The organism is Rhodococcus sp. 06-418-5 (genome assembly GCF_002258285.1).
Taxonomy (GTDB): Bacteria; Actinomycetota; Actinomycetes; order Mycobacteriales; family Mycobacteriaceae; genus Rhodococcoides.
Map to the genome: position 1 here is coordinate 558268 of NZ_NOYE01000012.1, position 24618 is coordinate 582885.

The 24618-nt window shown below is 66.5% G+C and carries 23 protein-coding genes; 21 read left to right on the top strand and 2 right to left on the bottom strand.

Translation table 11 applies throughout. The annotated features are described in order from the left end of the window. The first annotated feature begins 72 nt into the window (after positions 1-72). From CH274_RS08320 to aroB, 4 genes are read left to right on the top strand one after another with little or no spacing between them, the layout of a single operon-like run. Entirely contained in the window at positions 73-645 is a 573-nt protein-coding gene (locus tag CH274_RS08320) for a prepilin peptidase (RefSeq protein ID WP_045195316.1), read from the top strand. A gap of 12 nt (positions 646-657) precedes the next feature. Then, positions 658-1845 (top strand): chorismate synthase, encoded by a 1188-nt coding sequence (gene aroC, locus CH274_RS08325; RefSeq protein WP_032397981.1) that lies wholly within the window; start codon positions 658-660, stop codon positions 1843-1845. After that, the gene (locus tag CH274_RS08330; RefSeq protein ID WP_032397982.1) at positions 1842-2393 is read left to right on the top strand and encodes a shikimate kinase; all 552 of its coding nucleotides are present in this window, start codon (positions 1842-1844) and stop codon (positions 2391-2393) included. The genes aroC and CH274_RS08330 overlap by 4 nt, the downstream gene beginning before the upstream one ends. Positions 2394-2407: 14 nt before the next feature. Then, positions 2408-3520, top strand: coding sequence for a 3-dehydroquinate synthase (gene aroB / locus CH274_RS08335; RefSeq protein ID WP_094657113.1), 1113 nt, complete (start codon positions 2408-2410; stop codon positions 3518-3520). A gap of 90 nt (positions 3521-3610) precedes the next feature. Here the strand turns inward: aroB and CH274_RS08340 are convergent, their stop codons facing one another. Then, positions 3611-4285: a B-4DMT family transporter gene (locus CH274_RS08340; protein ID WP_094657278.1), complete on the bottom strand. Its 675-nt coding sequence runs from the start codon at positions 4283-4285 to the stop codon at positions 3611-3613. Between the two features lie 106 nt (positions 4286-4391). Between CH274_RS08340 and CH274_RS08345 the strand changes: the two genes are divergently transcribed. The 17 genes from CH274_RS08345 to CH274_RS08425 all read left to right on the top strand — a co-directional run bounded on the left by CH274_RS08345 (position 4392) and on the right by CH274_RS08425 (position 22763). Further along, positions 4392-5495: a M24 family metallopeptidase gene (locus CH274_RS08345; protein ID WP_094657279.1), complete on the top strand. Its 1104-nt coding sequence runs from the start codon at positions 4392-4394 to the stop codon at positions 5493-5495. Positions 5496-5572: 77 nt separating this feature from the next. Next, positions 5573-6136 (top strand): elongation factor P, encoded by a 564-nt coding sequence (gene efp / locus CH274_RS08350; RefSeq protein WP_027496978.1) that lies wholly within the window; start codon positions 5573-5575, stop codon positions 6134-6136. 1 nt (position 6137) lies between these two features. Beyond that, on the top strand, positions 6138-6692 hold the full coding sequence (gene nusB, locus CH274_RS08355; RefSeq protein WP_094657114.1) for a transcription antitermination factor NusB: 555 nt from the start codon (positions 6138-6140) through the stop codon (positions 6690-6692). 139 nt (positions 6693-6831) lie between these two features. Continuing rightward, positions 6832-7419 (top strand): bifunctional pyr operon transcriptional regulator/uracil phosphoribosyltransferase PyrR, encoded by a 588-nt coding sequence (gene pyrR / locus CH274_RS08360; RefSeq protein ID WP_094657115.1) that lies wholly within the window; start codon positions 6832-6834, stop codon positions 7417-7419. Then, a complete protein-coding gene (locus tag CH274_RS08365) occupies positions 7416-8402 on the top strand; it encodes an aspartate carbamoyltransferase catalytic subunit (protein ID WP_094657116.1) in 987 nt (328 codons plus the stop codon). The genes pyrR and CH274_RS08365 overlap by 4 nt, the downstream gene beginning before the upstream one ends. Then, a complete protein-coding gene (locus CH274_RS08370; RefSeq protein WP_094657117.1) occupies positions 8399-9715 on the top strand; it encodes a dihydroorotase in 1317 nt (438 codons plus the stop codon). Before CH274_RS08365 ends, CH274_RS08370 begins: the two co-directional genes overlap by 4 nt. A 3-nt stretch (positions 9716-9718) precedes the next feature. Next, positions 9719-10225, top strand: a complete 507-nt coding sequence (locus CH274_RS08375) for a PH-like domain-containing protein (protein ID WP_094657118.1) — start codon at positions 9719-9721, stop codon at positions 10223-10225. Then, on the top strand, positions 10222-11352 hold the full coding sequence (carA, locus tag CH274_RS08380) for a glutamine-hydrolyzing carbamoyl-phosphate synthase small subunit (RefSeq protein WP_094657119.1): 1131 nt from the start codon (positions 10222-10224) through the stop codon (positions 11350-11352). Before CH274_RS08375 ends, carA begins: the two co-directional genes overlap by 4 nt. Continuing rightward, positions 11352-14693 carry a carbamoyl-phosphate synthase large subunit gene (carB, locus tag CH274_RS08385; RefSeq protein WP_094657120.1) on the top strand — a complete coding sequence of 1114 codons (3342 nt, stop codon included), beginning with the start codon at positions 11352-11354 and terminating at the stop codon, positions 14691-14693. The genes carA and carB overlap by 1 nt, the downstream gene beginning before the upstream one ends. After that, the gene (gene pyrF / locus CH274_RS08390) at positions 14690-15520 is read left to right on the top strand and encodes an orotidine-5'-phosphate decarboxylase (RefSeq protein WP_179275667.1); all 831 of its coding nucleotides are present in this window, start codon (positions 14690-14692) and stop codon (positions 15518-15520) included. Before carB ends, pyrF begins: the two co-directional genes overlap by 4 nt. 210 nt (positions 15521-15730) lie before the next feature. Further along, positions 15731-16051 carry an integration host factor, actinobacterial type gene (mihF, locus tag CH274_RS08395; RefSeq protein WP_045199768.1) on the top strand — a complete coding sequence of 107 codons (321 nt, stop codon included), beginning with the start codon at positions 15731-15733 and terminating at the stop codon, positions 16049-16051. Positions 16052-16056: 5 nt separating this feature from the next. After that, positions 16057-16668 (top strand): guanylate kinase, encoded by a 612-nt coding sequence (gmk, locus tag CH274_RS08400; protein ID WP_094657121.1) that lies wholly within the window; start codon positions 16057-16059, stop codon positions 16666-16668. A 72-nt stretch (positions 16669-16740) separates the two neighbouring features. After that, positions 16741-17046, top strand: a complete 306-nt coding sequence (gene rpoZ, locus CH274_RS08405; protein WP_032377808.1) for a DNA-directed RNA polymerase subunit omega — start codon at positions 16741-16743, stop codon at positions 17044-17046. Between the two features lie 23 nt (positions 17047-17069). Next, positions 17070-18320, top strand: a complete 1251-nt coding sequence (gene coaBC, locus CH274_RS08410) for a bifunctional phosphopantothenoylcysteine decarboxylase/phosphopantothenate--cysteine ligase CoaBC (protein ID WP_094638045.1) — start codon at positions 17070-17072, stop codon at positions 18318-18320. Between the two features lie 182 nt (positions 18321-18502). Next, entirely contained in the window at positions 18503-19717 is a 1215-nt protein-coding gene (metK, locus tag CH274_RS08415) for a methionine adenosyltransferase (protein WP_032397994.1), read from the top strand. Positions 19718-19864: 147 nt separating this feature from the next. Further along, positions 19865-21832 carry a primosomal protein N' gene (locus CH274_RS08420; protein ID WP_179275532.1) on the top strand — a complete coding sequence of 656 codons (1968 nt, stop codon included), beginning with the start codon at positions 19865-19867 and terminating at the stop codon, positions 21830-21832. A gap of 79 nt (positions 21833-21911) precedes the next feature. Then, on the top strand, positions 21912-22763 hold the full coding sequence (locus CH274_RS08425) for a cyclase family protein (RefSeq protein ID WP_094657122.1): 852 nt from the start codon (positions 21912-21914) through the stop codon (positions 22761-22763). On the opposite strand, the gene CH274_RS29910 is transcribed toward CH274_RS08425, so the two are convergent. Continuing rightward, a complete protein-coding gene (locus CH274_RS29910; protein ID WP_306436597.1) occupies positions 22679-24388 on the bottom strand; it encodes a GGDEF domain-containing protein in 1710 nt (569 codons plus the stop codon). The genes CH274_RS08425 and CH274_RS29910 overlap by 85 nt on opposite strands. Positions 24389-24618 lie beyond the last annotated feature (230 nt).

Genomic DNA, 24618 nt, shown 5'->3' on the forward strand with positions numbered 1-24618 from the left:
GTTGTACACAGGGCAATCTGCCACTTGGGCTTTCGTCACAGCCGGCCGCCACCGCGATGCAACCCTTCGATCATGACGGGTCTGTGTGTCGCGGTCGTGGTCGGCGCCGCCGCGGGGATGACGATGCGCCGCTGCCTGGTCCGATGGAATCCTCGGCTCCTGCCGCTGCTGTCTGCGATCGGGACCGGATGGGTCTGGTGGCGGTTCGGCGGCTCCGAGTACGCGTTCTCGTTGTGCATAACGATGTGGTGGTTCGCCGCCCTCAGCGCCGTCGACCTGCAGCAGCGCCGGTTGCCGAACATCCTGACCGTCCCCGGAGCGATCGTGGTGACGATCGCGCTCGTCGTCACCGGCTCGGCGAGCGCAGTGCTCGGCGGCGCTCTGCTGTTCGCGATCTATCTGGTCGTTCACCTTCTCGCGCCCGCCGCGTTCGGCGCGGGGGACGTCAAACTCGCCTGGTCGGTCGGCTCGATCGCAGGCGTGGGCGGCGGAGAAGGATGGGCGATCGCCGCAGTGGCGGCACCGGTGGTAACTGCCGTGGTGGGGTCGGTCGTCGCGGCGTTCGGGCACGGGCGCGCGCGCATCGCGCACGGCCCGTCCATGTGCGCGGCCACCCTGCTGGCATCCGCGGCGTCCCTGGCGTGAAAAGATGTTCGAGTGCTGCGCTGGATAACTGCCGGAGAATCCCACGGACCCGCTCTCGTCGCCATCCTCGAAGGAATGGTCGCGGGAGTAGAGGTGACCTCGGACGACATTGCCTCTCAACTCGCGCGCCGTCGCCTCGGCTACGGCCGCGGTGCCCGCATGAAGTTCGAGGCCGACAAAGTGACCCTCACCGGCGGTGTTCGACACGGACGCACCATGGGCGGGCCGGTTGCGATCGAGGTCGGCAACACCGAGTGGCCCAAATGGGAGCAGGTGATGTCGGCCGACCCCGTCGACGACGCAGTGCTCGCGGATCTTGCGCGCAACTCTCCGTTGACCCGGCCGCGGCCCGGTCATGCCGACTTCTCCGGAATGCTCAAGTACGGATTCGACGACGCTCGTCCGGTGCTCGAACGCGCCAGTGCTCGTGAGACCGCCGCCCGGGTCGCCATCGGCACTGTCGCCCGTCTGTTCCTGAAGCAGGCGTTCGGCGTCGACGTCGTGTCCCATGTGATCTCCATCGGTGCGTCCGACCCCTACGTTGGACCGCCGCCCGCAGGTGCCGACCTCGACGCGATCGACGCCTCCCCGGTTCGCGCCTTCGACAAGGCCGCCGAGGAGTCGATGATCGCCGAGATCGAAGCCGCGAAGAAGGACGGCGACACCCTCGGCGGCGTCGTCGAGGTCGTCGTGCACGGCCTACCCGTCGGCCTCGGATCGTTCGTCTCCGGAGAACGCAAACTCGACGCCCGACTGGCCGCAGCACTGATGGGCATCCAGGCCATCAAGGGGGTCGAGATCGGGGACGGCTTCGAGACCGCGCGCCGACGCGGAAGCGTCGCCCACGACGAGATCAAGCCGGGCCCGGACGGTGTGTTGCGCTCGACCAACCGCGCAGGCGGCATCGAGGGCGGTATGACCAACGGTGAGGCACTACGAGTGCGGGCGGCGATGAAGCCCATCTCGACGGTTCCGCGTGCGCTGGCAACGGTCGACATGACGACCGGTGACGAGGCAGTGGCCATTCATCAGCGCTCGGATGTCTGCGCTGTTCCGGCTGCAGGCGTCGTCGCGGAGACCATGGTCGCCCTGGTGGTCGCGCAGGCAGCGTTGGAGAAGTTCGGTGGGGACTCGCTGGCGGAGACGACGAGCAACGTCGACCACTACGTGAAGGGCACCGCCGCCCGACCTCCACGATGACCCCGTACGCGGTCCTCGTCGGACCGCCGGGAGCAGGGAAGTCGACGATCGGTCGACGGCTGGCACAGGCGCTGGACCTGGACCTGTTCGACACCGACGTGGCCATCGAGCGAGACACCGGTCGCACGATCGCCGACATCTTCTCGCACGACGGCGAACCGGCGTTTCGGCAGATCGAGGAGCGGATAGTCGCCGGTGCTCTGGCCTCGCACGACGGAATCGTCTCCCTCGGCGGTGGTGCCGTGCTCTCGCCCGCGACCCGCGCCCTACTGTCCGGGCACACCGTGGTGTACCTGGAGATCAGTGTGGCGGAGGGGCTTCGGCGAACCGGTGCGAACACGGTTCGGCCGCTGCTCGCCGGCCCCGACCCGCGTGCGAAGTACCAGCAACTGATGCGTCATCGGCGACCTCTCTATCGTTCGGTGGCCACGGTGCGAGTGCGCACCGACAGTCGCAGCCCCGCTCGGGTCGTGGGTCAGTTGGTGGCGAAGCTGACGGCGATCGCCCCTGTTCCCGGGCGCGATGCGAACGAGAGAAACCCCCAGTAGATGAAGGTGATTCGATGACAGAGCCCGTGCGCGTCCAGGTCGAGACAGCCAACCCGTACCCGGTGATCATCGGCCGAGGTCTGTTGACGGACCTCGTCGACGAGCTCGCCGGAACGGCCACCGTGGCGATCTTCCACCAACCTCCGCTGGCCGAGACCGCGGAGGCTGTGCGAGCTGCGTTGGCGCACAAGGGAATCGACGCTCACCGCATCGAGATCCCGGATGCCGAGGACGGCAAGGATCTGGCAGTGGCGGGGTTCTGCTGGGAGGTTCTCGGTCGAATCGGTCTCACCCGCAGCGACGCCATCGTGAGTCTGGGCGGCGGCGCGGCAACGGACCTGGCCGGCTTCGTTGCAGCGACCTGGATGCGCGGAGTCCGTATCGTCCACGTCCCGACGACGCTGCTGGCCATGGTCGACGCGGCCGTGGGCGGCAAGACCGGCATCAACACCGATGCGGGCAAGAACCTCGTCGGCTCGTTCCACGAACCGGCCGCCGTGTTGATCGATCTGGCGACGCTCGAGACCGTCCCCAAGAACGAGATCGTCTCCGGCCTGGCCGAGGTGATCAAGACCGGGTTCATCGCCGATCCGAAGATCCTGGACATCATCGAGGCGGATCCTGCCGCAGCGCTGGATCCGACCGGCGACGTGCTGCCGGAGCTGATCAGGCGCTCCGTCGAGGTCAAAGCGAAGGTCGTGGCGGCGGATCTGCGCGAGTCGAACCTGCGCGAGATTCTTAACTACGGGCACACGCTCGCGCACGCGATCGAGCGGCGGGAGCAGTACCGCTGGCGTCACGGTGCCGCCGTGTCGGTCGGTCTGGTGTTCGCGGCCGAGCTCGGACGCCTGGCCGGACGCCTGGACGACGCGACCGCCGACCGCCACCGTTCGATTCTCGAATCGGTCGGCTTGCCGGTCACCTACGACGAGCACGCGTTCTCGGATCTGCTCAAGGGCATGCAGACGGACAAGAAGAACCGGGCCGGGCTGTTGCGGTTCGTGGTTCTGGACGGTCTCGCCAAGCCCGGACGGCTCGAGGGGCCGGACCCGGCACTGCTCGTCGCCGCATTCTCCGCGGTTGGTCGTGAGGCCCCGGCCGCAGGGGGGTCGGCCATTCTGTTGTGACCTCGTGAGAGGCGACTCGGGTACGGACGAAGAACGGGCGGTGATCGACGCGAAAGCGTCGATCACCGCCCGTCGGTCGATGTGGGGGAGTCAGGAACCGTCGGCGCTGCCGTGACGTCCACGCTTGTCCAGACGCGGCTTGCCGTCTGCGTCCACCGCCGAGAACACCTCGGTGTCGGCTTCGCCGTGCTCGGAGGCCCACTGAGTTTCGGACCGCTGAGTTTCGGACCGCGCGGGTTCGGACTGCGTTGCCTCGCCCTGTCTCGACCGATTCTCCTGACCGGCGTTGACCAGCTGGCGGTCGTGCGCGCGTTCGGCGTCCGACGTGGCCAGTTTCTTCTTGGCCTCGCGGTTGACGATCTGCCTTCCCGCGAACACCGCGATGCTCGCGGCGATGAAGATGGTGAGAATGGTGAACGCGGCTCCGGACGTCAACTCGAAGACCAGACCGTTCTGCCCCAGGCTGAAGTCGACGAAGAAGTCGACTATCCAGCTCAGGAGACCTCCGAGGAGCCCGCCGACCACTGCGGCTTTGATCCAGACCATGGTCAGGTCCTCGCCGTCGTCGGGGTCGGGGTGCCTGCGTCGGTCGCGGATTCCGTCGATGCCGGCCCACACGATGATGACGAGCAGCACGAGGGCGTAGGCCACCCAGCGCAGTGCCGATCCGCTCAGCGGCCACATCGACACTGCTGCCCCCAGCAGCAGTCGAACGACGACGTTGACCAATCCCATACTTATGCCACGCACTGCCCACCCAGTCATGCGGCACAGCATATCCGCACGTCGAACTTTGTGTGTCGGGGCCCACAAGTTCGATGACCCGGTGGAGTCGAACGGAGCGTGTGCCACGCCCGGTAATGTCGAAACCATGCCTGCCGACTTCGGTGCCCGTCGTGGTGCCCTACGAGAACTGTTGGCCGCCGACGGACTCGATTCGATGTTGATCACCGATCTTCTCAACGTCCGATACCTGACCGGATTCACCGGCTCGAATGCCGCGTTGCTGGTCTCGGCGGCCGATTCGGCCGGCGACGAGGATCGGACGGTGATCTGCACCGACGGTCGGTACGTCACTCAGGCGGCCGAACAGGTCCCGGATCTGCGCGCCGAGATCGACCGGGCGTCGGCGGTGCATCTGCTTCGATCGTCGGTCGCGGGCAACACCGGTCGCGTGGGCTTCGAGAGCCACGTGGTGACAGTGGATGCACACCGAGCGTGGTCGGAGCTCGACGGTGCCGTGGAGTTGGTGCGCGCACCGGGTGTCGTGGAGTCGTTGCGCATGGTCAAGGACGAGTTCGAGGTGGGATTGCTCAGGGACGCCTGCCGCGCCGCCGACGACGCGCTGGCCGACCTGATCGGTGGGGGCGGGATCCGTGCAGGCCGGACCGAGCGTGAGGTCGCCCGCGAGCTGGAGTCGTCGATGCTCGATCACGGTGCCGATGCTGTGTCGTTCGAGACCATCGTCGCTGCCGGAGCCAATTCGGCGGTCCCGCATCACCGGCCGACCGATGCGGTGCTGGCCGACGGAGACTTCGTCAAGCTCGACTTCGGTGCACTCGTCGGCGGCTACCACTCGGACATGACTCGCACCTTCGTCATCGGGACTCCCGCGCAGTGGCAGCGCGATCTGTACGAGCTGGTGCAGCGGTCGCAGACAGCCGGTCGAGACGCTCTGGCTCCAGGGGTGACCACCGCATCGGTCGACGCCGCGTCGCGCTCGGTGATCGAGGATGCGGGGTACGGGGAGTACTTCCTGCACGGGCTCGGCCACGGCGTCGGTCTGGAAATCCACGAAGCGCCGGGAATCGCGAAGACGAGCACCGGTACACTGCTGAGCGGTGCAGCGGTCACCGTCGAGCCGGGTGTCTACTTCTCCGGTCGCGGCGGCGTTCGGATCGAGGACACACTCGTCGTTCGCGACGGGGGTCCGGAACTGCTCACCCTGACAAGCAAGGAACTCACGTCCGTCTAGCGCGCGGGCTGGAGCGAATCCAAGCACGTGACCGACGGCGCGTCACGCGCACAAACGATTGAGGAGACGCGAAGCAAGTGGCTTCCACCAGCGATTTCAAGAACGGACTGGTTCTCAACTTGGAGAACCAGCTGTGGTCGATCATCGAATTCCAGCACGTCAAGCCGGGTAAGGGGCCCGCATTCGTGCGGACCAAGCTCAAGAACGTGCTCTCGGGCAAGGTCGTCGACAAGACGTTCAACGCCGGTGTGAAGGTCGAGACCGCGACGGTCGACCGTCGCGACATGACGTACCTCTACCACGACGGTAGCGACTACGTGTTCATGGACGCCGACACGTACGACCAGCTCTCGATCGGTGAGGCAACCGTCGGTGACGGCGCACGCTTCCTGCTCGAGAACCTGCGCGTGCAGGTCGCCATGCACGAGGGCGTTCCGCTGTACGTCGAGCTTCCCGTCACCGTCGAGCTAGAGGTCAAGCACACCGACCCCGGCCTGCAGGGTGATCGCTCCACCGGTGGCACCAAGCCGGCAACCCTCGAGACCGGAGCCGAGATCTCGGTGCCGCTGTTCATCAACACCGGCGACAAGCTCAAGGTCGACTCGCGTGACGGAAACTACCTCGGGCGTGTGAACTCCTAACGTGTCATCGAAGAAGTCGACCTCCTCCGCCTCGCAGAACGGTGCCCCCGGTGCGAAGAAGCTGGGTGCGCGCCACAAGGCCCGCAAGCGCGCGGTGGACTTTCTGTTCGAGGCGGAGGCGCGCAACGTCGATCCGGTGAACCTCACCACCGAGCGAATCGAACTCGCACGCGGCGACGACACCATCGCTCCCGTCAGCGACTACACCTCGACCCTGGTCGAGGGCGTCGCGGAGAATCTCGATCGCCTCGACGGCGTGATCGCCGATCACCTCAAGGACTGGACGCTCACCCGTCTGCCCGCAGTGGACAGGGCCATCCTGCGCGTCGCGGTGTGGGAGTTGTTCCACGCCACCGATGTTCCACCGGTCGTGGCCGTCGACGAAGCCGTCGAGCTGGCCAAGCAGTTGTCCACCGACGATTCGCCCGGCTTCGTCAACGGCGTACTGGGTCAGATCGTCCTCGTCGCGCCGCAGGTACGCGCCGCAGCCGCGGCGGTCTCGAGCCGTACGCAGACCGACGCGTCCGGTGACGCATCGGTCGACGCCGAGCAGTGATCGAACGGTCGACGCCCGTGTGACCGAACGCTCTGCGAGCCTGCTGGTCGTGGTTCGCAGAGCGTTGCTAGGCTCTACGCAGTTGTTGTCAGACATCCTTTAACGATCCGTCCAGAGAGGCGGAGAAGGAGGTCGTAGTTTGCCTGCGCCCGAAAGCTCGTCCGCGAACCCCGCCGTTCGCGAATTGCTGTCCTCGGCCGATGTGGGGCGCACCATCTCCCGCATGGCCCACCAGATCATCGAGAAGACGGCCCTCGACGCCGCCGACTCGCCGCGCGTGGTGCTCCTCGGCATTCCCACCCGCGGGACCACGTTGGCGGAACGTCTCGCCGAACGTATCGAGGCATTCTCCGGAGTCAGCCCCCCGCTGGGTTCTCTCGACATCACCCTCTACCGCGACGATCTGCGAAACAAGCCGCACCGTCCGCTCGAACGTACGTCGGTGCCCGCAGGCGGTGTCGACGACGCACTGGTGGTGCTTGTCGACGACGTGCTGTTCTCCGGCCGAACCGTGCGATCTGCGCTCGACGCCCTCCGTGACCTCGGCCGCCCTCGCGCCGTGCAGCTCGCAGTCCTGATCGACCGCGGCCACCGCGAGCTTCCGCTTCGGGCGGACTACGTCGGCAAGAACGTCCCCACAGCGCGCACCGAGGACGTGTCGGTGTTGCTCTCCGAACACGACGGCCGCGACGGGGTCAGCCTGTCCGAGGGAGGATCCGCTCGATGAAGCATCTGCTCTCGGTCGCCGACCTGACGGCCGAATCGGCCACCGAACTCCTCGACGAAGCCGAACGATTCGAGCAGGCGCTCCTCGGCCGCGAAGTCAAGAAACTCCCGACATTGCGCGGACGCACCATCATGACGGTGTTCTTCGAGAACTCGACACGTACCCGCGTCTCGTTCGAGGTCGCAGGCAAGTGGATGAGCGCCGACGTCATCAACGTCAGCGCCAGCAGCTCGTCGGTGTCGAAGGGAGAGTCGCTCCGCGACACCGCGATGACGCTGCGCGCCGCCGGAGCCGATGCACTGATCGTCAGGCACCCGGCATCCGGTGCCGCACATCAGATCGCCCAATGGACCGCCGATCAGGGCACCGGCAGCACCACCGACGGTCGTTCCGCAGGCTCCACTCCTGGAGGTGGCCCCGCGGTGATCAATGCAGGCGACGGCACGCACGAACACCCCACCCAGGCTCTGCTCGACGCCTTGACGGTGCGCCAACGACTCGGCGACATCGCCGGCCGTCGGATCGCGATCGTCGGCGACATCCTGCACAGCCGGGTGGCGCGCTCGAATGCGATCCTGCTGGCCACGCTCGGTGCCGAGGTGGTGCTGATCGCACCACCGACCCTGCTGCCCGTCGGAGTGACCGGCTGGCCGGTGCGGGTCTCGCACGACATCGACGCCGAACTGCCCGGACTGGATGCGGTGCTGATGCTCAGAGTGCAGGCCGAGCGAATGAACGGCGGATTCTTCCCCTCCGCTCGTGAGTACTCGATCACGTACGGGCTCTCGCAGCGCAGGCTCGACCTGCTGCCCGAGCATGCCGTCGTACTGCACCCCGGTCCGATGCTGCGCGGTATGGAGATCGCGTCCTCGGTGGCCGACTCTCCGAAAACTGCAGTCCTGCAACAGGTTACGAATGGAGTTCACGTGCGGATGGCGGTGCTGTTCCGATTGCTGGTCGGTTCGGACGGGGGTGCGTCGTGACCGCACCTGCGACCTCCGTTCTGCTCCGCGGCGTGCTGCTGTACGGCGAGGACCCCGAGACCGACGTCCTGATCGCCGGTGAGGAGATCGCGGGGATCGGCTCGGACCTCGACGCCGACGGAGCCGAGGTCGTCGACGCCCGCGGCCAGATACTGCTGCCGGGATTCGTCGACATGCACACGCACCTGCGCGAGCCCGGCCGCGAGGACACCGAAACGATCGAATCCGGCTCGGCCGCAGCAGCTCTGGGCGGCTACACCGCGGTGTTCGCGATGGCGAACACCGACCCGGTCGCCGACTCGGTGGTGGTGACCGACCACGTATGGCGTCGGGGACAGGAAGTCGGTCTCGTCGACGTCCACCCCGTCGGAGCGATCACCGTCGGATTGAAGGGCAAGCAGCTCGCCGAGATGGCCACGATGGCCGCGGGAATCGGCCGGGTGAAGATGTTCTCCGACGACGGCCACTGCGTCGACGATCCACTGATCATGCGTCGGGCGCTGGAGTACTCGAGTTCCCTCGGTGTGCTCATCGCTCAGCACGCCGAGGAACCCCGGCTCACCGTCGGTGCCGTCGCACACGAGGGCCCGACGGCGGCGCGCCTCGGACTGGCCGGTTGGCCGCGTGCGGCCGAGGAATCGATCGTCGCTCGCGACGCCCTGCTGGCTCGTGACGCAGGTGCGCGGGTGCACATCTGTCACGCATCCACTGCAGGCACCGTCGAGTTGATGAAATGGGCACGCGGACAGGGCATTTCGATCACCGCCGAGGTAACCCCGCATCACCTGCTGCTCGACGATTCGCGGCTCGAGACGTACGACGCGATCAACAAGGTGAACCCACCACTGCGCGAGAAGTCCGACGTCGACGCCCTGCGCAAGGGCTTGGCCGACGGCGTGATCGATTGTGTGGCAACCGATCACGCTCCGCATGCCGAGCAGGACAAGTGCTGTGAGTTCTCGATCGCCCGTCCCGGAATGCTCGGGCTCGAAACCGCACTGTCCATCGTCGTCGACACGATGGTGACCCCGGGACTGCTCGATTGGCGCGGCGTGGCGCGGGTGATGAGCGAGCGTCCCGCCCAGATCGTCGGATTGGCCGATCAGGGACGGCCCATCGAGGTCGGCGAGATCGCCAACCTCACGCTGGTCGACCCGAAAGCGAGCTGGACGGTCTCCGGCAAGAAGCTGGCCAGCGTCGCACACAACACGCCGTTCGAGGACATGAGCTTCTCCTCGAAGGTGACCACGACGGTGCTGCGCGGGCGAATCACCGTCCGCGACGGAGCCGTGGCGAACAGAGCGGGAGAGTAGACCGTGGACAGAGTTCTCATCGTCATCGGATTCATCCTGTTCTGGGCACTGATGATCGCGCTGATCTTCTGGGGTTGGCGAGGACGGCAGAAGCGCCAGGAAGAGCGAATCGGTGACTTTCCGGCCGTGCCGGACGATCTGGGAGCAACCCTCGTCGAGCCGAGCACCGGCCTGTACGTCGGCAGCACCATCGCTCCGAGCTGGCAGGACCGCATCGCCGTCGGCGACATCGGCCACCGCGCCACCGGAGAACTGTCCCGACACGAGAAGGGCATCCTGCTCGACCGAGACGGTGAATCTCCCATCTGGATCCCGGTGGAATCGATCCGTGCGATCCGCACCGAACGCGGGTTGGCAGGCAAGGTCATGACCAAGGACGGACTCCTGGTCATTCGCTGGGAGCTGCCCACGGGGACCGAGATAGACACCGGCTTCCGGGCCGACGACAAGCAGATCTACCCGGTGTGGACAGCGAGTTCCACCGGAGAAACCAAGGAGGAAACCGCGTGAGCAGCGCAGTTCTTGTTCTGGAGGACGGCCGGACATTCCGCGGCACCACATTCGGCGCACAGGGGCGCACCCTCGGCGAGGCCGTGTTCTGCACCGGAATGACCGGGTACCAGGAGACTCTCACCGACCCGAGCTATCACCGACAGATCGTCGTCGCGACCGCGCCGCAGATCGGTAACACCGGCTGGAACCAGGAAGACGGTGAAGCCGCAAGCGCGCAGGATCCCAACAAGATCTGGGTCGCCGGCTACGTCGTCCGAGATCCGGCACGCCGCACCTCGAGTTGGCGCTCCACCGGAACGCTGCAGGACCAGCTCGAGGCGCAGAACGTCGTCGGCATCGCCGGAATCGACACGCGCGCCCTGGTCCGGCACCTGCGCACCCGCGGGTCCATGCGTGCGGGAGTGTTCTCGGGCGACGCCCTCGGCACCTCCGACGAGATGCTCGCGCAGGTGGTCGGTCAGCCGTCGATGCTCGGTGCCGACCTCGCCGGTGAAGTGACCACCGGAGCCGGCTACACCATCGAGCCGACCGGGGATGCTCGATTCACCGTCGTCGCAGTCGATCTCGGTATCAAGACCAACACCCCGCGGATGTTCGCCGAGCGCGGTATCCGCGTGCACGTGATGCCGTCGAACACCACCATCGAGCAGGTTCTGGAACTGAACCCCGACGGTGTCTTCCTGTCGAACGGACCAGGCGACCCGGCCACGGCCGACACCAGCGTTGCACTGACCAGGCAAGTGCTCGAGCGTGAGCTGCCGCTGTTCGGTATCTGCTTCGGAAACCAGATCTTCGGGCGCGCACTCGGCCGTGGCACCTACAAGATGAAGTTCGGCCACCGCGGGATGAACATCCCGGTCATCGAGCACACCACCGGCCGCATCGCGATCACCGCGCAGAACCACGGATTCGCACTCGAAGGCGAAGCGGGCGAGGAGTTCGACACCGACTTCGGCCGAGCCCGGATCAGTCACACCTGCGCCAACGACGGCACCGTCGAGGGCGTCGAGCTGATCGGCGGTAGCGCCTTCTCGGTGCAGTACCACCCCGAGGCCGCGGCCGGTCCACACGACGCCGCCTACCTCTTCGACCGTTTCACCACCGTCCTTCAGGAGAAGAAGTAATGCCACGCCGCACAGACCTGAACCACGTCCTGGTCATCGGATCCGGCCCGATCGTCATCGGTCAGGCCTGCGAGTTCGACTACTCCGGCACCCAGGCCTGCCGAGTGCTGCGCGAGGAAGGACTGCGGGTCAGCCTCGTCAACTCCAACCCCGCGACGATCATGACCGACCCCGAGTTCGCCGACGCCACCTACGTCGAGCCGATCACGGCGGAGTTCATCGAGAAGATCTTCGCCCGCGAAGCCGAGCAGGGTCACCCCATTCAGGCAGTGCTCGCCACTCTGGGTGGACAGACGGCGCTCAATGCCGCTGTTGCGCTGCACGATCAGGGCATTCTCACCAAGTACGGCGTCGAGCTGATCGGTGCCGACTTCGACGCCATCCAGCGCGGCGAGGATCGGCAGAAGTTCAAGGACATCGTGGCCAAGGTCGGTGGCGAGTCCGCCAAGTCGGCCGTCTGCTACACGATGGACGAGGTCCGCGAGACCGTCGCCGAGCTCGGCTTCCCGGTGGTCGTACGTCCGTCGTTCACGATGGGCGGTCTCGGTTCGGGGTTGGCGTACAACGACGAGGACCTGACCCGGATCGCCGGCGGCGGACTTGCGGCCTCGCCCACGGCGAACGTCCTCATCGAGGAGTCCATCCTCGGCTGGAAGGAATACGAGCTCGAGCTGATGCGCGACGGCCGCGACAACGTGGTCATCGTGTGTTCCATCGAGAACGTGGACCCCGTCGGCGTGCACACCGGCGACTCGGTGACCGTCGCCCCGGCCATGACGCTGACCGACCGCGAATACCAGAAGATGCGCGACCTCTCCATCGACATCCTGCGTGAGGTGGGCGTCGACACCGGCGGCTGCAACATCCAGTTCGCGATGGACCCGGCGGACGGTCGCCTCGTCGTCATCGAGATGAACCCGCGTGTGTCACGCTCGTCGGCGCTGGCGTCCAAGGCAACCGGTTACCCGATCGCGAAGATGGCGGCCAAGCTGGCCATCGGCTACACCCTCGACGAGATCGTCAACGACATCACCCGCGAGACCCCGGCGTGCTTCGAGCCGACCCTGGACTACGTGGTCGTCAAGGCTCCGCGGTTCGCGTTCGAGAAGTTTCCCGGTGCCGACGGCACGCTGACCACGACGATGAAGTCCGTCGGCGAGGCGATGTCGATCGGCCGCAACTTCACCGAGGCCTTCGGCAAGGTGATGCGCTCGCTCGAAACCAAGCGCGCGGGCTACTGGACCGGCCCCGAGGTCGAGGCAGAGAGCCTGGAGGCGTTGCTCGAGGATCTGTCCGTTCCTCAGGACGGTCGGATGTACGGGATCGAGAAGGCCTTCGCGATGGGTGCCACCCTCGAGCAGCTGTTCGAGGCGACCAAGATCGACCCGTGGTTCCTCGACCAGTTCCAGCAGATCCACGAACTCGGCGTTCAGGTTCGCGAGGCGGCCGAATTCGACGAGGCGCTGCTGCGCCAGGCGAAGTATCACGGTCTCTCCGACCGCCAGATCGCGGCTCTGCGCCCCGAACTCGACGGTGAGGACGGTGTGCGGGCGCTCCGTACCGAGCTCGGTGTGCATCCGGTCTACAAGACGGTCGACACCTGCGCCGCCGAGTTCGAGGCAAAGACGCCGTACCACTACGGCACCTACGAGCTCGACCCCGAAGCCGAATCCGAGGTCGCCCCGCAGCCGGACCGCCCCAAGGTGCTCATCCTCGGCTCGGGTCCCAACCGCATCGGCCAGGGCATCGAATTCGACTACAGCTGTGTGCACGCGGCGCAGACCCTGTCCGAGGCCGGTTACGAGACGGTGATGGTCAACTGCAACCCCGAAACCGTCTCCACCGACTACGACACCGCGGACCGCCTGTACTTCGAGCCACTGACCTTCGAGGACGTCCTCGAGGTGTACCGGGCCGAGGCGGCGTCGGGCACGGTGCGGGGCGTCATCGTCCAGCTCGGGGGGCAGACCCCGCTCGGACTCGCCAAGCGACTGAAGGCCGCAGGCGTCCCGATCGTCGGCACGTCGCCCGAGGCCATCGACCTCGCCGAGGATCGTGGCGAATTCGGCAAGGTGCTCGACGCAGCCGGACTGCCGGCAGCGAAGTACGGCACCGCGACGACGTTCGACGGAGCCCGTGAGATCGCCGCGGGGATCGGCTACCCGGTACTGGTGCGTCCGTCCTACGTTCTCGGCGGACGCGGCATGGAGATCGTGTACGACGAGGCCTCGCTCGCGACGTACATCTCCAACGCGACGGAGATCTCGGACGACCGGCCGGTGCTGGTCGACCGGTTCCTCGAAGACGCGGTCGAAATCGACGTCGACGCACTGTGCGACGGCACCGAGGTCTACATCGGCGGCATCATGGAGCACATCGAGGAGGCCGGTATCCACTCCGGCGACTCGGCGTGCGCGTTGCCGCCGATCACACTCGGCAAGACCGACATCGAGAACGTCCGGCGGTCCACCGAGGCTCTCGCGAAGGGCATCGGCGTGCGCGGCCTGCTCAACGTGCAGTACGCACTCAAGGACGACATCCTTTACGTTCTCGAGGCCAACCCGCGTGCGAGCCGCACGGTTCCGTTCGTCTCCAAGGCGACGGCGGTTCAGCTCGCGAAGGCCTGCGCCCGAGTGATGCTGGGGGAGACCATCGCCGAGCTGCGGAACGCAGGCATCCTGCCCGAGACCGGAGACGGTGGCACCGTCCCGGCCGGTGCCCCGATCGCGGTGAAGGAAGCGGTGTTGCCGTTCAACCGGTTCCGTCGTGCGGACGGAACCGGAGTGGACACTCTGCTCAGCCCGGAGATGAAGTCCACCGGTGAGGTGATGGGAATCGACTTCGATTTCGGTACCGCGTTCGCCAAGAGTCAGACCGCCGCCTACGGCTCGCTGCCTGCGGGCGGCGCGGTGTTCGTGTCGGTGGCCAACAAGGACAAGCGATCACTGATCTTCCCGGTGAAGCGACTCGCGGATCTGGGCTTCACGATTCTGGCGACCGAAGGCACTGCAGATGTGTTGCGGCGCAACGGAATCAAATGCGAGCAGGTGTACAAGCAGTCCGGCGAGGACGTGCCGGAGGGGGAGCGGACCATCGTCGACCGCATACTCGCCGGTGACATCGCCATGGTGATCAACACCCCGTACGGCAACTCCGGCCCCCGCGTCGACGGGTACGAGATCCGTAGCGCCGCCGTGGCGCAGAACATTCCGTGCATCACCACGGTGCAGGGCGCGTCGGCAGCGGTGCAGGGCATCGAAGCCGGGATCGCCGGCGGAATCGGTGTTCGCTCGCTGCAGGATCTGCATGCGGGCCTGAAGCAGGGGCTGGGAGTGGAGTGAGCCATCATCGCAGTTGGTCGGATCGGTTGCGCGCCGCGGTCGCGGCGCGTGGTCGACTGTGTGTCGGTATCGATCCGCATCCGGCTCTGCTCGAGGCATGGGACCTGCCACGCTCGGCGGACGGTCTCGAGGTGTTCGCCGAGCTGTGTGTCGAAGCGTTCGTCGGTGAGGTGGCGATCGTCAAGCCTCAGGTGGCGTTCTTCGAGGCCTACGGATCGGCCGGGTACGCGGTGCTCGAACGCACTGTCAGTGTGCTCAGGGACGCGGGCACCCTGGTGATCGCCGATGCGAAGCGCGGCGACATCGGCACCACGATGGATGCGTACGCGCAGGCCTGGCTCGAACCCGATTCGCCGTTGTCCTCCGATGCCGTCACGGTCTCGCCGTACCTGGGCTTCGATTCGCTGGGGGAGACCGTCGATCGAGCGGTGCGACACCGGCGCGGGCTGTTCGTGCTGGCCCGCACCTCGAATGCGGAGGGCTCGGCCCTGCAGCAGGCCGCGACGTCGAACGGTGGGTCGGTGGCTCAGTCGATCGTCGACGCCGCAGCCGCGCGCAATCGCGTCGATGCCGACACGGTGGGGATAGTCGTCGGTGCCACTCGTGATCACGGTCTCGACCTGTCGAACTACACCGGTCCGATTCTCGCGCCTGGTCTGGGAGCGCAGGGAGCAACCGTTGCCGATCTCGCGGAGATCTTTCGCGATTCGCGTGAGCTGTTGCTGCCCAACTCCTCTCGCGGTGTCCTGGCCGCTGGCCCGTCGGTGACGGCCTTGCGCGACGCGGCGACACGATTGCGCGACGAGATCGAAGCCGGTCTCACATAGTCGATGCTGCGGCGCCTCGGCGCTCGGGGGCGAGTTAGCGGTTCACGCGGGTCGTCGGTACGGTCGCTAACGCTGCCGACGAACAGTGCGGATCGCCAGTGCGCAGCGCTGATGACCGCGATCGGTGGCAGTGGAAGACCGATGGTCGACGTGCCGACAGCGATCGTGTGCGTCGTATCGCCCAGAAACGAGAAGACGGAGGAACCGACAGTGGCCCTTCCCCAGTTGACCCCCGAGCAGCGCGCCGCTGCCCTCGAGAAGGCTGCGATCGCCAGGAAAGCGCGCGCCGAACTCAAGGAGCGCCTCAAGCGCGGCGGCACCGACCTCAAGCAGGTGCTCGAAGACGCCGAGACGGACGAGATCCTCGGGAAGATGAAGGTCTCCGCGCTGCTCGAGGCCCTGCCGAAGGTGGGCAAGGTCAAGGCTGCGGAGTTGATGACGGAATTGGAGATCGCGCCAACCCGTCGACTGCGCGGTCTCGGTGATCGGCAGCGCAAGGCGCTGTTGACGAAGTTCGATTTCGAGGCCTGACGACGGTGAGTGACACTGCGGCGACATCGGTCCCGGAGAACCAGCGCGGCCGGTTGGTGGTGCTGTCCGGCCCCTCCGGCGTCGGCAAGTCCAGTGTCGTTCGGCTCGTGCGTGCGGCGCTGCCCGAGCTGGTCTTCAGCGTGTCGGTTACGACGCGATCGCCGCGGCCGGGCGAGGTGGACGGGCAGGATTACCACTTCGTCTCCGCCGGCGAGTTCGATCGAATGATCGCCGACGACGAGCTGCTCGAGTGGGCGAGCATTCACGGTGGTCTGCAGCGGTCGGGAACTCCGGCCGCACCCGTCGAGGCCGCGCTGGAGGCGGGCAGCCCGGTGCTGCTCGAGCTCGATCTGGCCGGTGCCCGTGCCGTGCGGGTGTCCAAGCCGGAGGCCTTGTTGGTGTTCATGGCGCCACCGACATGGGACGACCTGGTCTCCCGTCTGGTCGGGCGCGCGACCGAGGAGAGCGCGGCCACCGAGCGGAGGTTGGAGACCGCACGGGTGGAATTGGCCGCACAGGACGAGTTCGACACCGTGGTCGTCAATACCGATGTCGACCATTCGTGCGAACAGTTGGTATCCTTGTTGGTCGGTAGGTCGTCGGTCGGCAACAGCTGACCAGTTTCACGGCGCACGAGGCCCCGACCAGCTAGTTCGTAGCACCAACGATGCAATTTCAGGAGATCATCAGTGAGCAGCATTTCAGCGGCCGTTTCCGACTTCGACGGACGCAGCGCTCTGCCGGCCTACGACACGCCGCTCGGCATCACCAATCCACCCATCGACGAGCTGCTCGCCCGCACCTCGTCCAAGTACGCCCTCGTGATCTACGCAGCGAAGCGTGCACGTCAGATCAACGACTACTACAACCAGCTCGGTGACGGCATCCTCGAGTACGTCGGACCTCTCGTCGAGCCGGGTCTGCAGGAGAAGCCGCTGTCGATCGCTCTCCGCGAGATCCACGCGGATCTGCTCGAGCACACCGAAGGCGAATAAGAACCTCACAGAGGACATCTGACTTGCGCGTTGTCGTCGGAGTCGGCGGAGGTATCGCCGCCTACAAGAGTTGTTCGCTCATTCGCAGCTTCACCGAGAGCGGGCACGAGGTACGGGTGATCCCGACCGCGTCCGCTCTGGAGTTCGTCGGGCGTGCGACGTTCGAGGCGCTGTCCGGCCAACCGGTGCACACCGGAGTCTTCGCGGACGTGCCGGAGGTCCCGCACGTGCGCCTGGGTCAGGAGGCGGACCTCGTCGTCGTGGCCCCCGCCACCGCAGATCTGATGGCGCGCATCGCCGGGGGACGCGCCGACGATCTTCTGACGGCCACCCTGCTCACCGCGCGGTGCCCGGTGGTCCTGGCTCCCGCGATGCACACGGAGATGTGGGAGCACCCGGCCACGGTCGCCAACGTCGCGACGCTTCGTTCGCGCGGTACACACGTGATCGAACCTGCGTCTGGTCGTCTGACCGGACGTGACACCGGGTCGGGTCGGCTGCCGGAGCCGGACGAGATCTTCGCACTGTCGATGCTCGTGACCGAGCGAGCGGATGCGCTTCCTCGTGACCTCGAAGGACGGCATGTTCTGGTGTCTGCCGGCGGCACTCGTGAGCCTCTCGATCCGGTCCGTTTTCTGGGCAATCGAAGCTCGGGCAAGCAGGGATATGCACTGGCCCGCGTGGCAGCGCAACGCGGAGCCCAGGTGACGTTGGTCGCCGGGTACACCAGCGACCTCGACGATCCGGCCGCGGTCGACGTGGTGCACGTCAAGACGGCGTCGGACATGCAGGATGCGGTTCGTAAACTCGCCGTCGGTGTCGATGCAGTGGTGATGGCGGCCGCGGTCGCCGACTTCCGCCCGGAGTCCATCGCGGGCAGCAAGATCAAGAAGGGGGCGAACGAGCCGTCGTCGATCCCGTTGGTCCGCAACGACGACATACTCGCAGGCCTCGTCTCGGCTCGCCGCGACGGTGAGCTCGAATCGTCCACTGTCATCGTCGGATTCGCGGCGGAGACCGGTGACGCGGACGGAGACGTACTGACGTACGCGCGGGCCAAGCTCGAACGCAAGGGCTGCGACCTGCTCGTGGTCAACGCTGTCGGTGACGGTAAGGCCTTCGAGGTCGACCACAACGACGGATGGTTGCTCGGTTCCGACGGTTCCGAGGATGCGCTCGGCGAGGGCTCCAAAGCGCTTCTCGCGAGCCGCGTACTGGATTCTGTGGCGCAGATGCTCGACGCACGTAGTCCCCGAACGAGGTCGACACAGTGACGACGGTGAGGGTGCACGAGCGATGTCGCACCGGCTACCGTGCTGAGCACCACGTGTGAGGCCGTAGAGGTTTGCCTGGCTCCGGCAGGGGCGATAACACCGAGGGAACGTCAAATTTTCATGGAGTGCCCGACCGGCGCGCGGCGTCGGGTCGGACAGGAACATGCGTCGAGAGGAAGTCCGTGAGCAAGTCCGGTAGTCGGCTTTTCACCAGCGAGTCCGTCACAGAGGGTCATCCCGACAAGATCTGTGACGCCATCAGCGATTCGATTCTCGATGCTCTGTTGACGGAGGATCCGCGTGCTCGGGTGGCCGTGGAGACCCTCGTCACCACCGGCCAGGTCCACGTCGCGGGTGAGGTCAATACCACCGCGTACGCCGACATCCCCAAGATCGTGCGCGAGAAGGTGCTCGAGATCGGGTACGACTCGTCGGCCAAGGGATTCGACGGAAATTCGTGCGGTGTGAACGTCGCGATCGGCGCGCAGTCTCCCGAGATCGCGCAGGGCGTCGATCATTCGCACGAGGCCCGAGTCGAAGGACTGTCCGACGACGAGATCGACCGTCAGGGCGCGGGGGATCAGGGGTTGATGTTCGGCTACGCCAACACCGACACTCCCGAATTGATGCCGTTGCCGATCGCGTTGGCGCACCGTCTTTCTCGGCGGCTGACCGAGGTCCGCAAGAGTGGGGTTCTGCCCTACCTGCGTCCGGACGGCAAGACACAGGTGACGATCGAATACGACGGTGACAACGCCGTTCGCCTCGACACCGTGGTGATCTCGACTCAGCACGCGGCCGACATCGATCTCGACAACCTGCTCACCCCCGATATCAGGGAGAAGGTACTGGGGTCGGTACTCGCCGAGTTGGACGTGCCGACGCTGGACACGTCCGATGTGCGTCTGTTGGTCAATCCCACCGGAAAGTTCGTGCTCGGTGGTCCGATGGGTGACGCCGGGCTGACCGGTCGCAAGATCATCGTCGACACCTACGGCGGCATGGCACGGCACGGCGGCGGCGCATTCTCCGGCAAGGACCCGTCCAAGGTCGACCGCAGCGCTGCATACGCGATGCGTTGGGTCGCGAAGAACGCTGTCGCGGCTGGGCTCGCCGATCGCATCGAGGTCCAGGTGGCGTACGCCATCGGCAAGGCCGCGCCGGTCGGGTTGTTCGTCGAGACGTTCGGCACCGAGAAGACCGATCCCGCGCGTATTCAGGCGGCGATCAGCGAGGTGTTCGACTTGCGTCCCGGTGCCATCATTCGCGATCTGGATCTGCTGCGACCGATTTACGCGCCCACTGCGGCGTACGGACACTTCGGCCGCACCGACATCGATCTCCCGTGGGAGTCCACCGATCGCGCAGGCAAGCTCCGCGAGGCTGCCGGACTCTGAGTTCGGCGTCGACCGTTCTGCACGTACCCTGCTCGCACCGGCTCGGTGCTCCGTCATCGAGTGTGGGGTGAGAATCGAGGAGGAGGTGCGGTGGCGGGCGTAGCGCGGGTGGCGGCGTCGGATCTCCCGATCGCGCGCATTCTCCCGATGTTGCCGCTGCCGCATCTCGACCGAGAGTTCGACTACCTCGTACCCGAGGAGATGAGCACCGATGCTCGGCCCGGTGTGCGAGTTCGGATTCGGTTCGCGGGCCGACTGGTCGACGGTTTCGTGCTGGCCAGACTGGCCGAGACCGAGCACTCCGGCAAGCTCGGCTGGCTCGATCGGGTGGTGTCGGCAGAGCAAGTTCTGACTCCCGAGATCGCGGAACTGGCCGAGGCGGTGGCCGATCGGTACGCCGGGACCAGAGCGGACGTACTGCGTCTGGCGATCCCGGCTCGCCACGCCCGAGTCGAGGCGGAACCGACACCCGTCGTCGAGCCCCCGGTCGAGCCTGCCGTCGACAGGTCGGCATGGTCGGCCTACACCCACGGGTCGAACTTCCTCGACGCGTTGGCATCGGGACGCGTACCCCGCGCGGTGTGGCAGGCATTGCCCGGTGAGCGGTGGCCGGTGCGGCTGGCGGAGGCCGCTGCCGTGACCGTCGCCGCCGGTCGATCCGCCGTGGTGGTGGTACCCGATCAGCGCGATCTCGATCGACTGGAAACGGCCTGCACGGCTCTGCTCGGAGCCGACCGGGTGGTGGCGTTGTCGGCCGGACTGGGTCCGGCGAAGCGGTATCGGCAATGGTTGCGCGGTCTGCGATCGGGCCCGGTCGTTGTGGTGGGGACGCGCAGCGCCGTGTTCGCTCCGGTGTCCACTCTGGGCATGATCGCCGTCTGGGACGACGGTGACGACAGCTTCGCCGAGCCCCGTTCGCCCTATCCGCACGCCAGAGAAGTCGCGTTGCTCCGAGCGCACGTATCCGGGGCGGCGGTGGTGATCGGCGGACATTCGCGGACGGCGGAGGCGGAAGCTCTCGTCGATTCCGGTTGGGCACACGATCTGGTGGCTCCTCGTGAGCTGGTCCGTGAGCGTCAACCCCATGTGGTGGCGTTGGCGGACTCGGACCATGCGCTCGCGCGGGACCCGGCAGCCCGTGTCGCCCGGCTTCCCGCCATCGCGTTCGAGGCGGCGCGAGCCGCACTGAAAGCCGATTCGCCTGTGCTGGTTCAGGTTCCGCGCGGCGGATACGTGCCGTCACTGGCGTGTGCGAAGTGTCGGCACCCGGCTCGGTGTCGCCGGTGCAACGGGCCGTTGGCCCTGCCGTCGGCCCCTGGAAGCGACGGAGCCGGCAGTCCGACCTGCTCGTGGTGTGGAATCGCCGACACCGCGCATCGCTGCACCGTATGCGGATCACGCAACCTGCGGGCGGTCGTGATCGGAGCGGGCCGCACCGCCGAGGAACTCGGACGGGCATTTCCCGGTGTACCGATACACAACTCGGGAGGCGCCGCCGTGCTCGACTCCGTCCGACCCGGTGCCGGTCTGGTCGTGTCGACCGTCGGTGCCGAGCCGACGGTCGACGGTGGGTACGGCGCAGCTCTTCTGCTGGACGGCTGGGCCCTGCTCGGCCGGGCAGACCTGCGCGCGGCAGAGGAGACACTGCGTCGGTGGATGACGGCCGCCGCGTTGGTCCGGCCCGGCTCTGCGGGAGGTCGCGTCGTCGTCGTCGCCGAGTCCGAGATACCGACGGTGCAGGCGCTGGTTCGCTGGGATCCTCTGTGGCACGCCAGAAGTCAGTTGGACGAACGAGTGGAGGTACGGTTCCCGCCCGCCGTACACGTCGCGGCGATCGACGGAACCACCGATGCGATCACGGCGCTGGTGGAGGGTGCAGATCTGCCCGAGGCAGTGGAGATACTCGGACCGGTCGATCTGCCGGACGGCCAACGCGCACCCGCGGGCGGCGGTGAGGACGTGCTTCCCGGTGATGTGCAGCGGCTGTTGATACGCGTGCCGCGCAGCACCGGGGCGGCCTTGGCGCGGGCGCTGGCCGCCGCTCAGGCATCTCGTAGCGCCAAGAAGCTCGGCGGCGGAGTGCGGGTTCAGATAGACCCGATTCGAATCGGCTGACACTGCCGTCCGGGGCAGCCGTGGCCTAAGGTTGCGTCGGGGCGGCGCACGGGGCGCCGATGAGAGGTGGGTCGGGGACATGAAGAGAAGGCAGCTCTTTCGCCGTGCGACAACAGGTTTGGCAGTGGTGATCGGAGCCCGGCTCGTGGCACCTGCCTCCGCCGACGCCCTGCCCGGTACCGGCTCGGCGCAGCCGCCCACACCGGCCGTTCCGTTGGATCGACTGCTACGGATCGTGTCTCTGTCGCACGTCAACGATCCGGCGCTCACCCCGATTTTTCCCGGCGATCCCGAATTCTCGCTCGAGACGGCGTTCACCGTCGCGGACGACGGTTTCTACCTCCAGTACGTCAAGGAGGGCGAGCACACCGGCACGCACTGGGGAGCGCCCGCACACTTCCAGGAAGGTGGGCTGACCGCCGACCAGCTCGATCCGGAGGATCTGTTTCTGCCCGCGGTGAAGATCGACATTCGTGATCGGGCGGCAGCCGACGCCGACTACGCCGTGACCGTGGCCGACCTGCAGAACTGGGAAGCAGTCAACGGAGCCATTCCGCACGGCGCGGCCGTAATTCTGTGGACCGGATGGGCGTCACGCTGGGGTACCGATGCCTACGCGAACGCGGACGCGGACGGCGTGACGCACCAACCCGGCTTCTCGGCGGAGGCGGCGCAGTGGTTGATCGACACGGGCAGGCTCGCCGACAGAGGTGCCCTCGGAACCGACACCTTCGGACCCGACTTGGGCAACGACGAAACCTATCCGGTATCGGTCAAGCTCTACGACCGGCGTCGGATCAGTCTCGAGAACCTGACCAATCTGGAGTCGATACCGACCACGGGTGCCTACGTTCTGGTCGGCGGACCGATCAACCGGGCCGGATCCGGTTCGCCTGCAACCATTTTCGGATTGATTCCCACGCTTCCCTGATCGGAACCGCTCGGGACCATACTGAGTGTTCCTGCGGTGTCGTAGGCGTAGACGCCGGCCTTGCCCGAGCGCTTGGCCTTGTACATCGCGCGATCGGCGAGGCGCATCAGCTCGTCCTCGTCGACGTCGGAGGTGTCGGTGCCGGCCACGGTCGTCGTCCCGTCGGCGGTGCGGTCGGGACGACCGATCTGCACCACACCCACGCACGCGCCGACCGACACCGAATGGCCGTCGATCTCGTGCGCGGTCCGCATGGCCTCGGCGATGCGGACCGCGGTGGTACGGCCGGTTCGCAGATCCGCGTTCACCAGGGCGGTGAACTCGTCGCCGCCGAAGCGCGCAACCACTCCGTCGACCACGCATCGGTCGAGGCGGCGGGCGAGTTCGACGAGTAGTCGATCGCCGCCGCCGTGGCCGAATCTGTCGTTGACGCTCTTGAAGTCGTCGAGGTCGATCAGCAGCAGGACGGCGCGGCCCCGGCCCGCCCTGGCGTCGTTCACCGCCGCTCGAAGGTGTTCGTCGAACGACGACCGGTTGAGCAGCCCGGTGAGTCCGTCGTGGTGCGCGCGATACGTCAGCTCGGCCTGGGCCAGAGACAGGCTCCGAAGCAGATTGTCGTTCTGAACCAGGGTGATCACCTGGCGCACGAGCGAGAGCAGCACCACCGCCACCCCGAGTACCACCACCGTCGAATCCAGGTCCCCGGTCTGCACGCGCAGTATCGCCAGCACGATCCCTATCGCGCCCATCAGCCCGTACGGCAACAACAGTTGTGTTCTCTCACCGGTGACGGTCTCGGTGTACACCCGCGCAGCTGTCGCCGATCCGTGCAGTGACGAGCCGTGTATCGGCGGACCAGGCGGATCATCCTCGACGGTCCTCGGGGCGGCGGCCGCGAGAGCGATGAGTGCAGTGCCTGCGATGAATCCGCCGTCGGTCAGAACCGGCATGAAGTCCGCACCGATGGCGACGAGGTACGCGTAGATGCTGTCGGACACCGCCATCATGAGGATTCCGGCACCGAGCAGGGTGAGTTGCGTTCGGTAACGCGACGCGATCTTCGGGATCACGGCGAGCAGCACGATCATGGCCACGAGAACGAGGTCGGTGATGGGATACATGATCGCCACGAGGAACGCGATGGACTCCGATTCCGACGAGTGCACGACCGCCCCGAGGACGGTGGCCCAGGACAGAACGAAGAGGGACCCGACGACCACGGCCCCGTCGAGCAACGACATCACCCAGACATGGCGTGTACCTGAGGCCGCCCGCCGGGGCGACGGGCCGACGAAGGCGAGCAGCGCGGGCACGGCGAAGATCGGGAAGAGAAAGAACCCCACGTCGGCGACCGATGTGTTCGGCAGCGGCATGTCGAGAGCGGATCGATAGAAAGCCCACACGGCCATGCCTGCGCTCCAACACGCCATTCCCGCGGCCATCAGAACGCGCCACTGCCGTTCGGAGCCCGTCCGTCTCGACGCCGTTCGCCAGCAGACGACCGTTGCGGTGATGCCACCTGCGAGCTGTGCGACGTCGTCGATCAGTACCGAGATTCTCTGGCCGAGAACGTTGGAGCCGGCGAGCAGAACGATGGCCAGGACGCAGCCGAGAACGACGGTCACGCGTCGCCTCGTCGATCCGGCCACACGGCCCCCCTCGTTCGTGAGCGATCGCTGTCGAGCCGGCCGCTGTACACGGTTCGTTGGACGTGAGCTCGCACCGACCGCGCCATTCTAACGAGCGGAAGCGATCCACGACGTGTTCCTCGTATCCGGAAAACGTGGAGGTTGCCTCTGGGTATTGTCAAAGTTCTATTGACGATATATCGTCGACTTGTCAATCGATACAAAGG

Excerpts from the sequence above, each read along its gene's own strand:
- CH274_RS08320 (WP_045195316.1), top strand. The coding sequence starts at position 73 with ATGACGGGTCTGTGTGTCGCGGTCGTGGTCGGCGCCGCCGCGGGGATG.
- CH274_RS08330 (WP_032397982.1), top strand. The coding sequence starts at position 1,842 with ATGACCCCGTACGCGGTCCTCGTCGGACCGCCGGGAGCAGGGAAGTCG.
- aroB (WP_094657113.1), top strand. The coding sequence starts at position 2,408 with ATGACAGAGCCCGTGCGCGTCCAGGTCGAGACAGCCAACCCGTACCCG.
- CH274_RS08340 (WP_094657278.1), bottom strand. The coding sequence starts at position 4,285 with ATGACTGGGTGGGCAGTGCGTGGCATAAGTATGGGATTGGTCAACGTC.
- CH274_RS08345 (WP_094657279.1), top strand. The coding sequence starts at position 4,392 with ATGCCTGCCGACTTCGGTGCCCGTCGTGGTGCCCTACGAGAACTGTTG.
- CH274_RS08365 (WP_094657116.1), top strand. The coding sequence starts at position 7,416 with ATGAAGCATCTGCTCTCGGTCGCCGACCTGACGGCCGAATCGGCCACC.
- carB (WP_094657120.1), top strand. The coding sequence starts at position 11,352 with ATGCCACGCCGCACAGACCTGAACCACGTCCTGGTCATCGGATCCGGC.
- CH274_RS08420 (WP_179275532.1), top strand. The coding sequence starts at position 19,865 with ATGTTGCCGCTGCCGCATCTCGACCGAGAGTTCGACTACCTCGTACCC.
- CH274_RS08425 (WP_094657122.1), top strand. The coding sequence starts at position 21,912 with ATGAAGAGAAGGCAGCTCTTTCGCCGTGCGACAACAGGTTTGGCAGTG.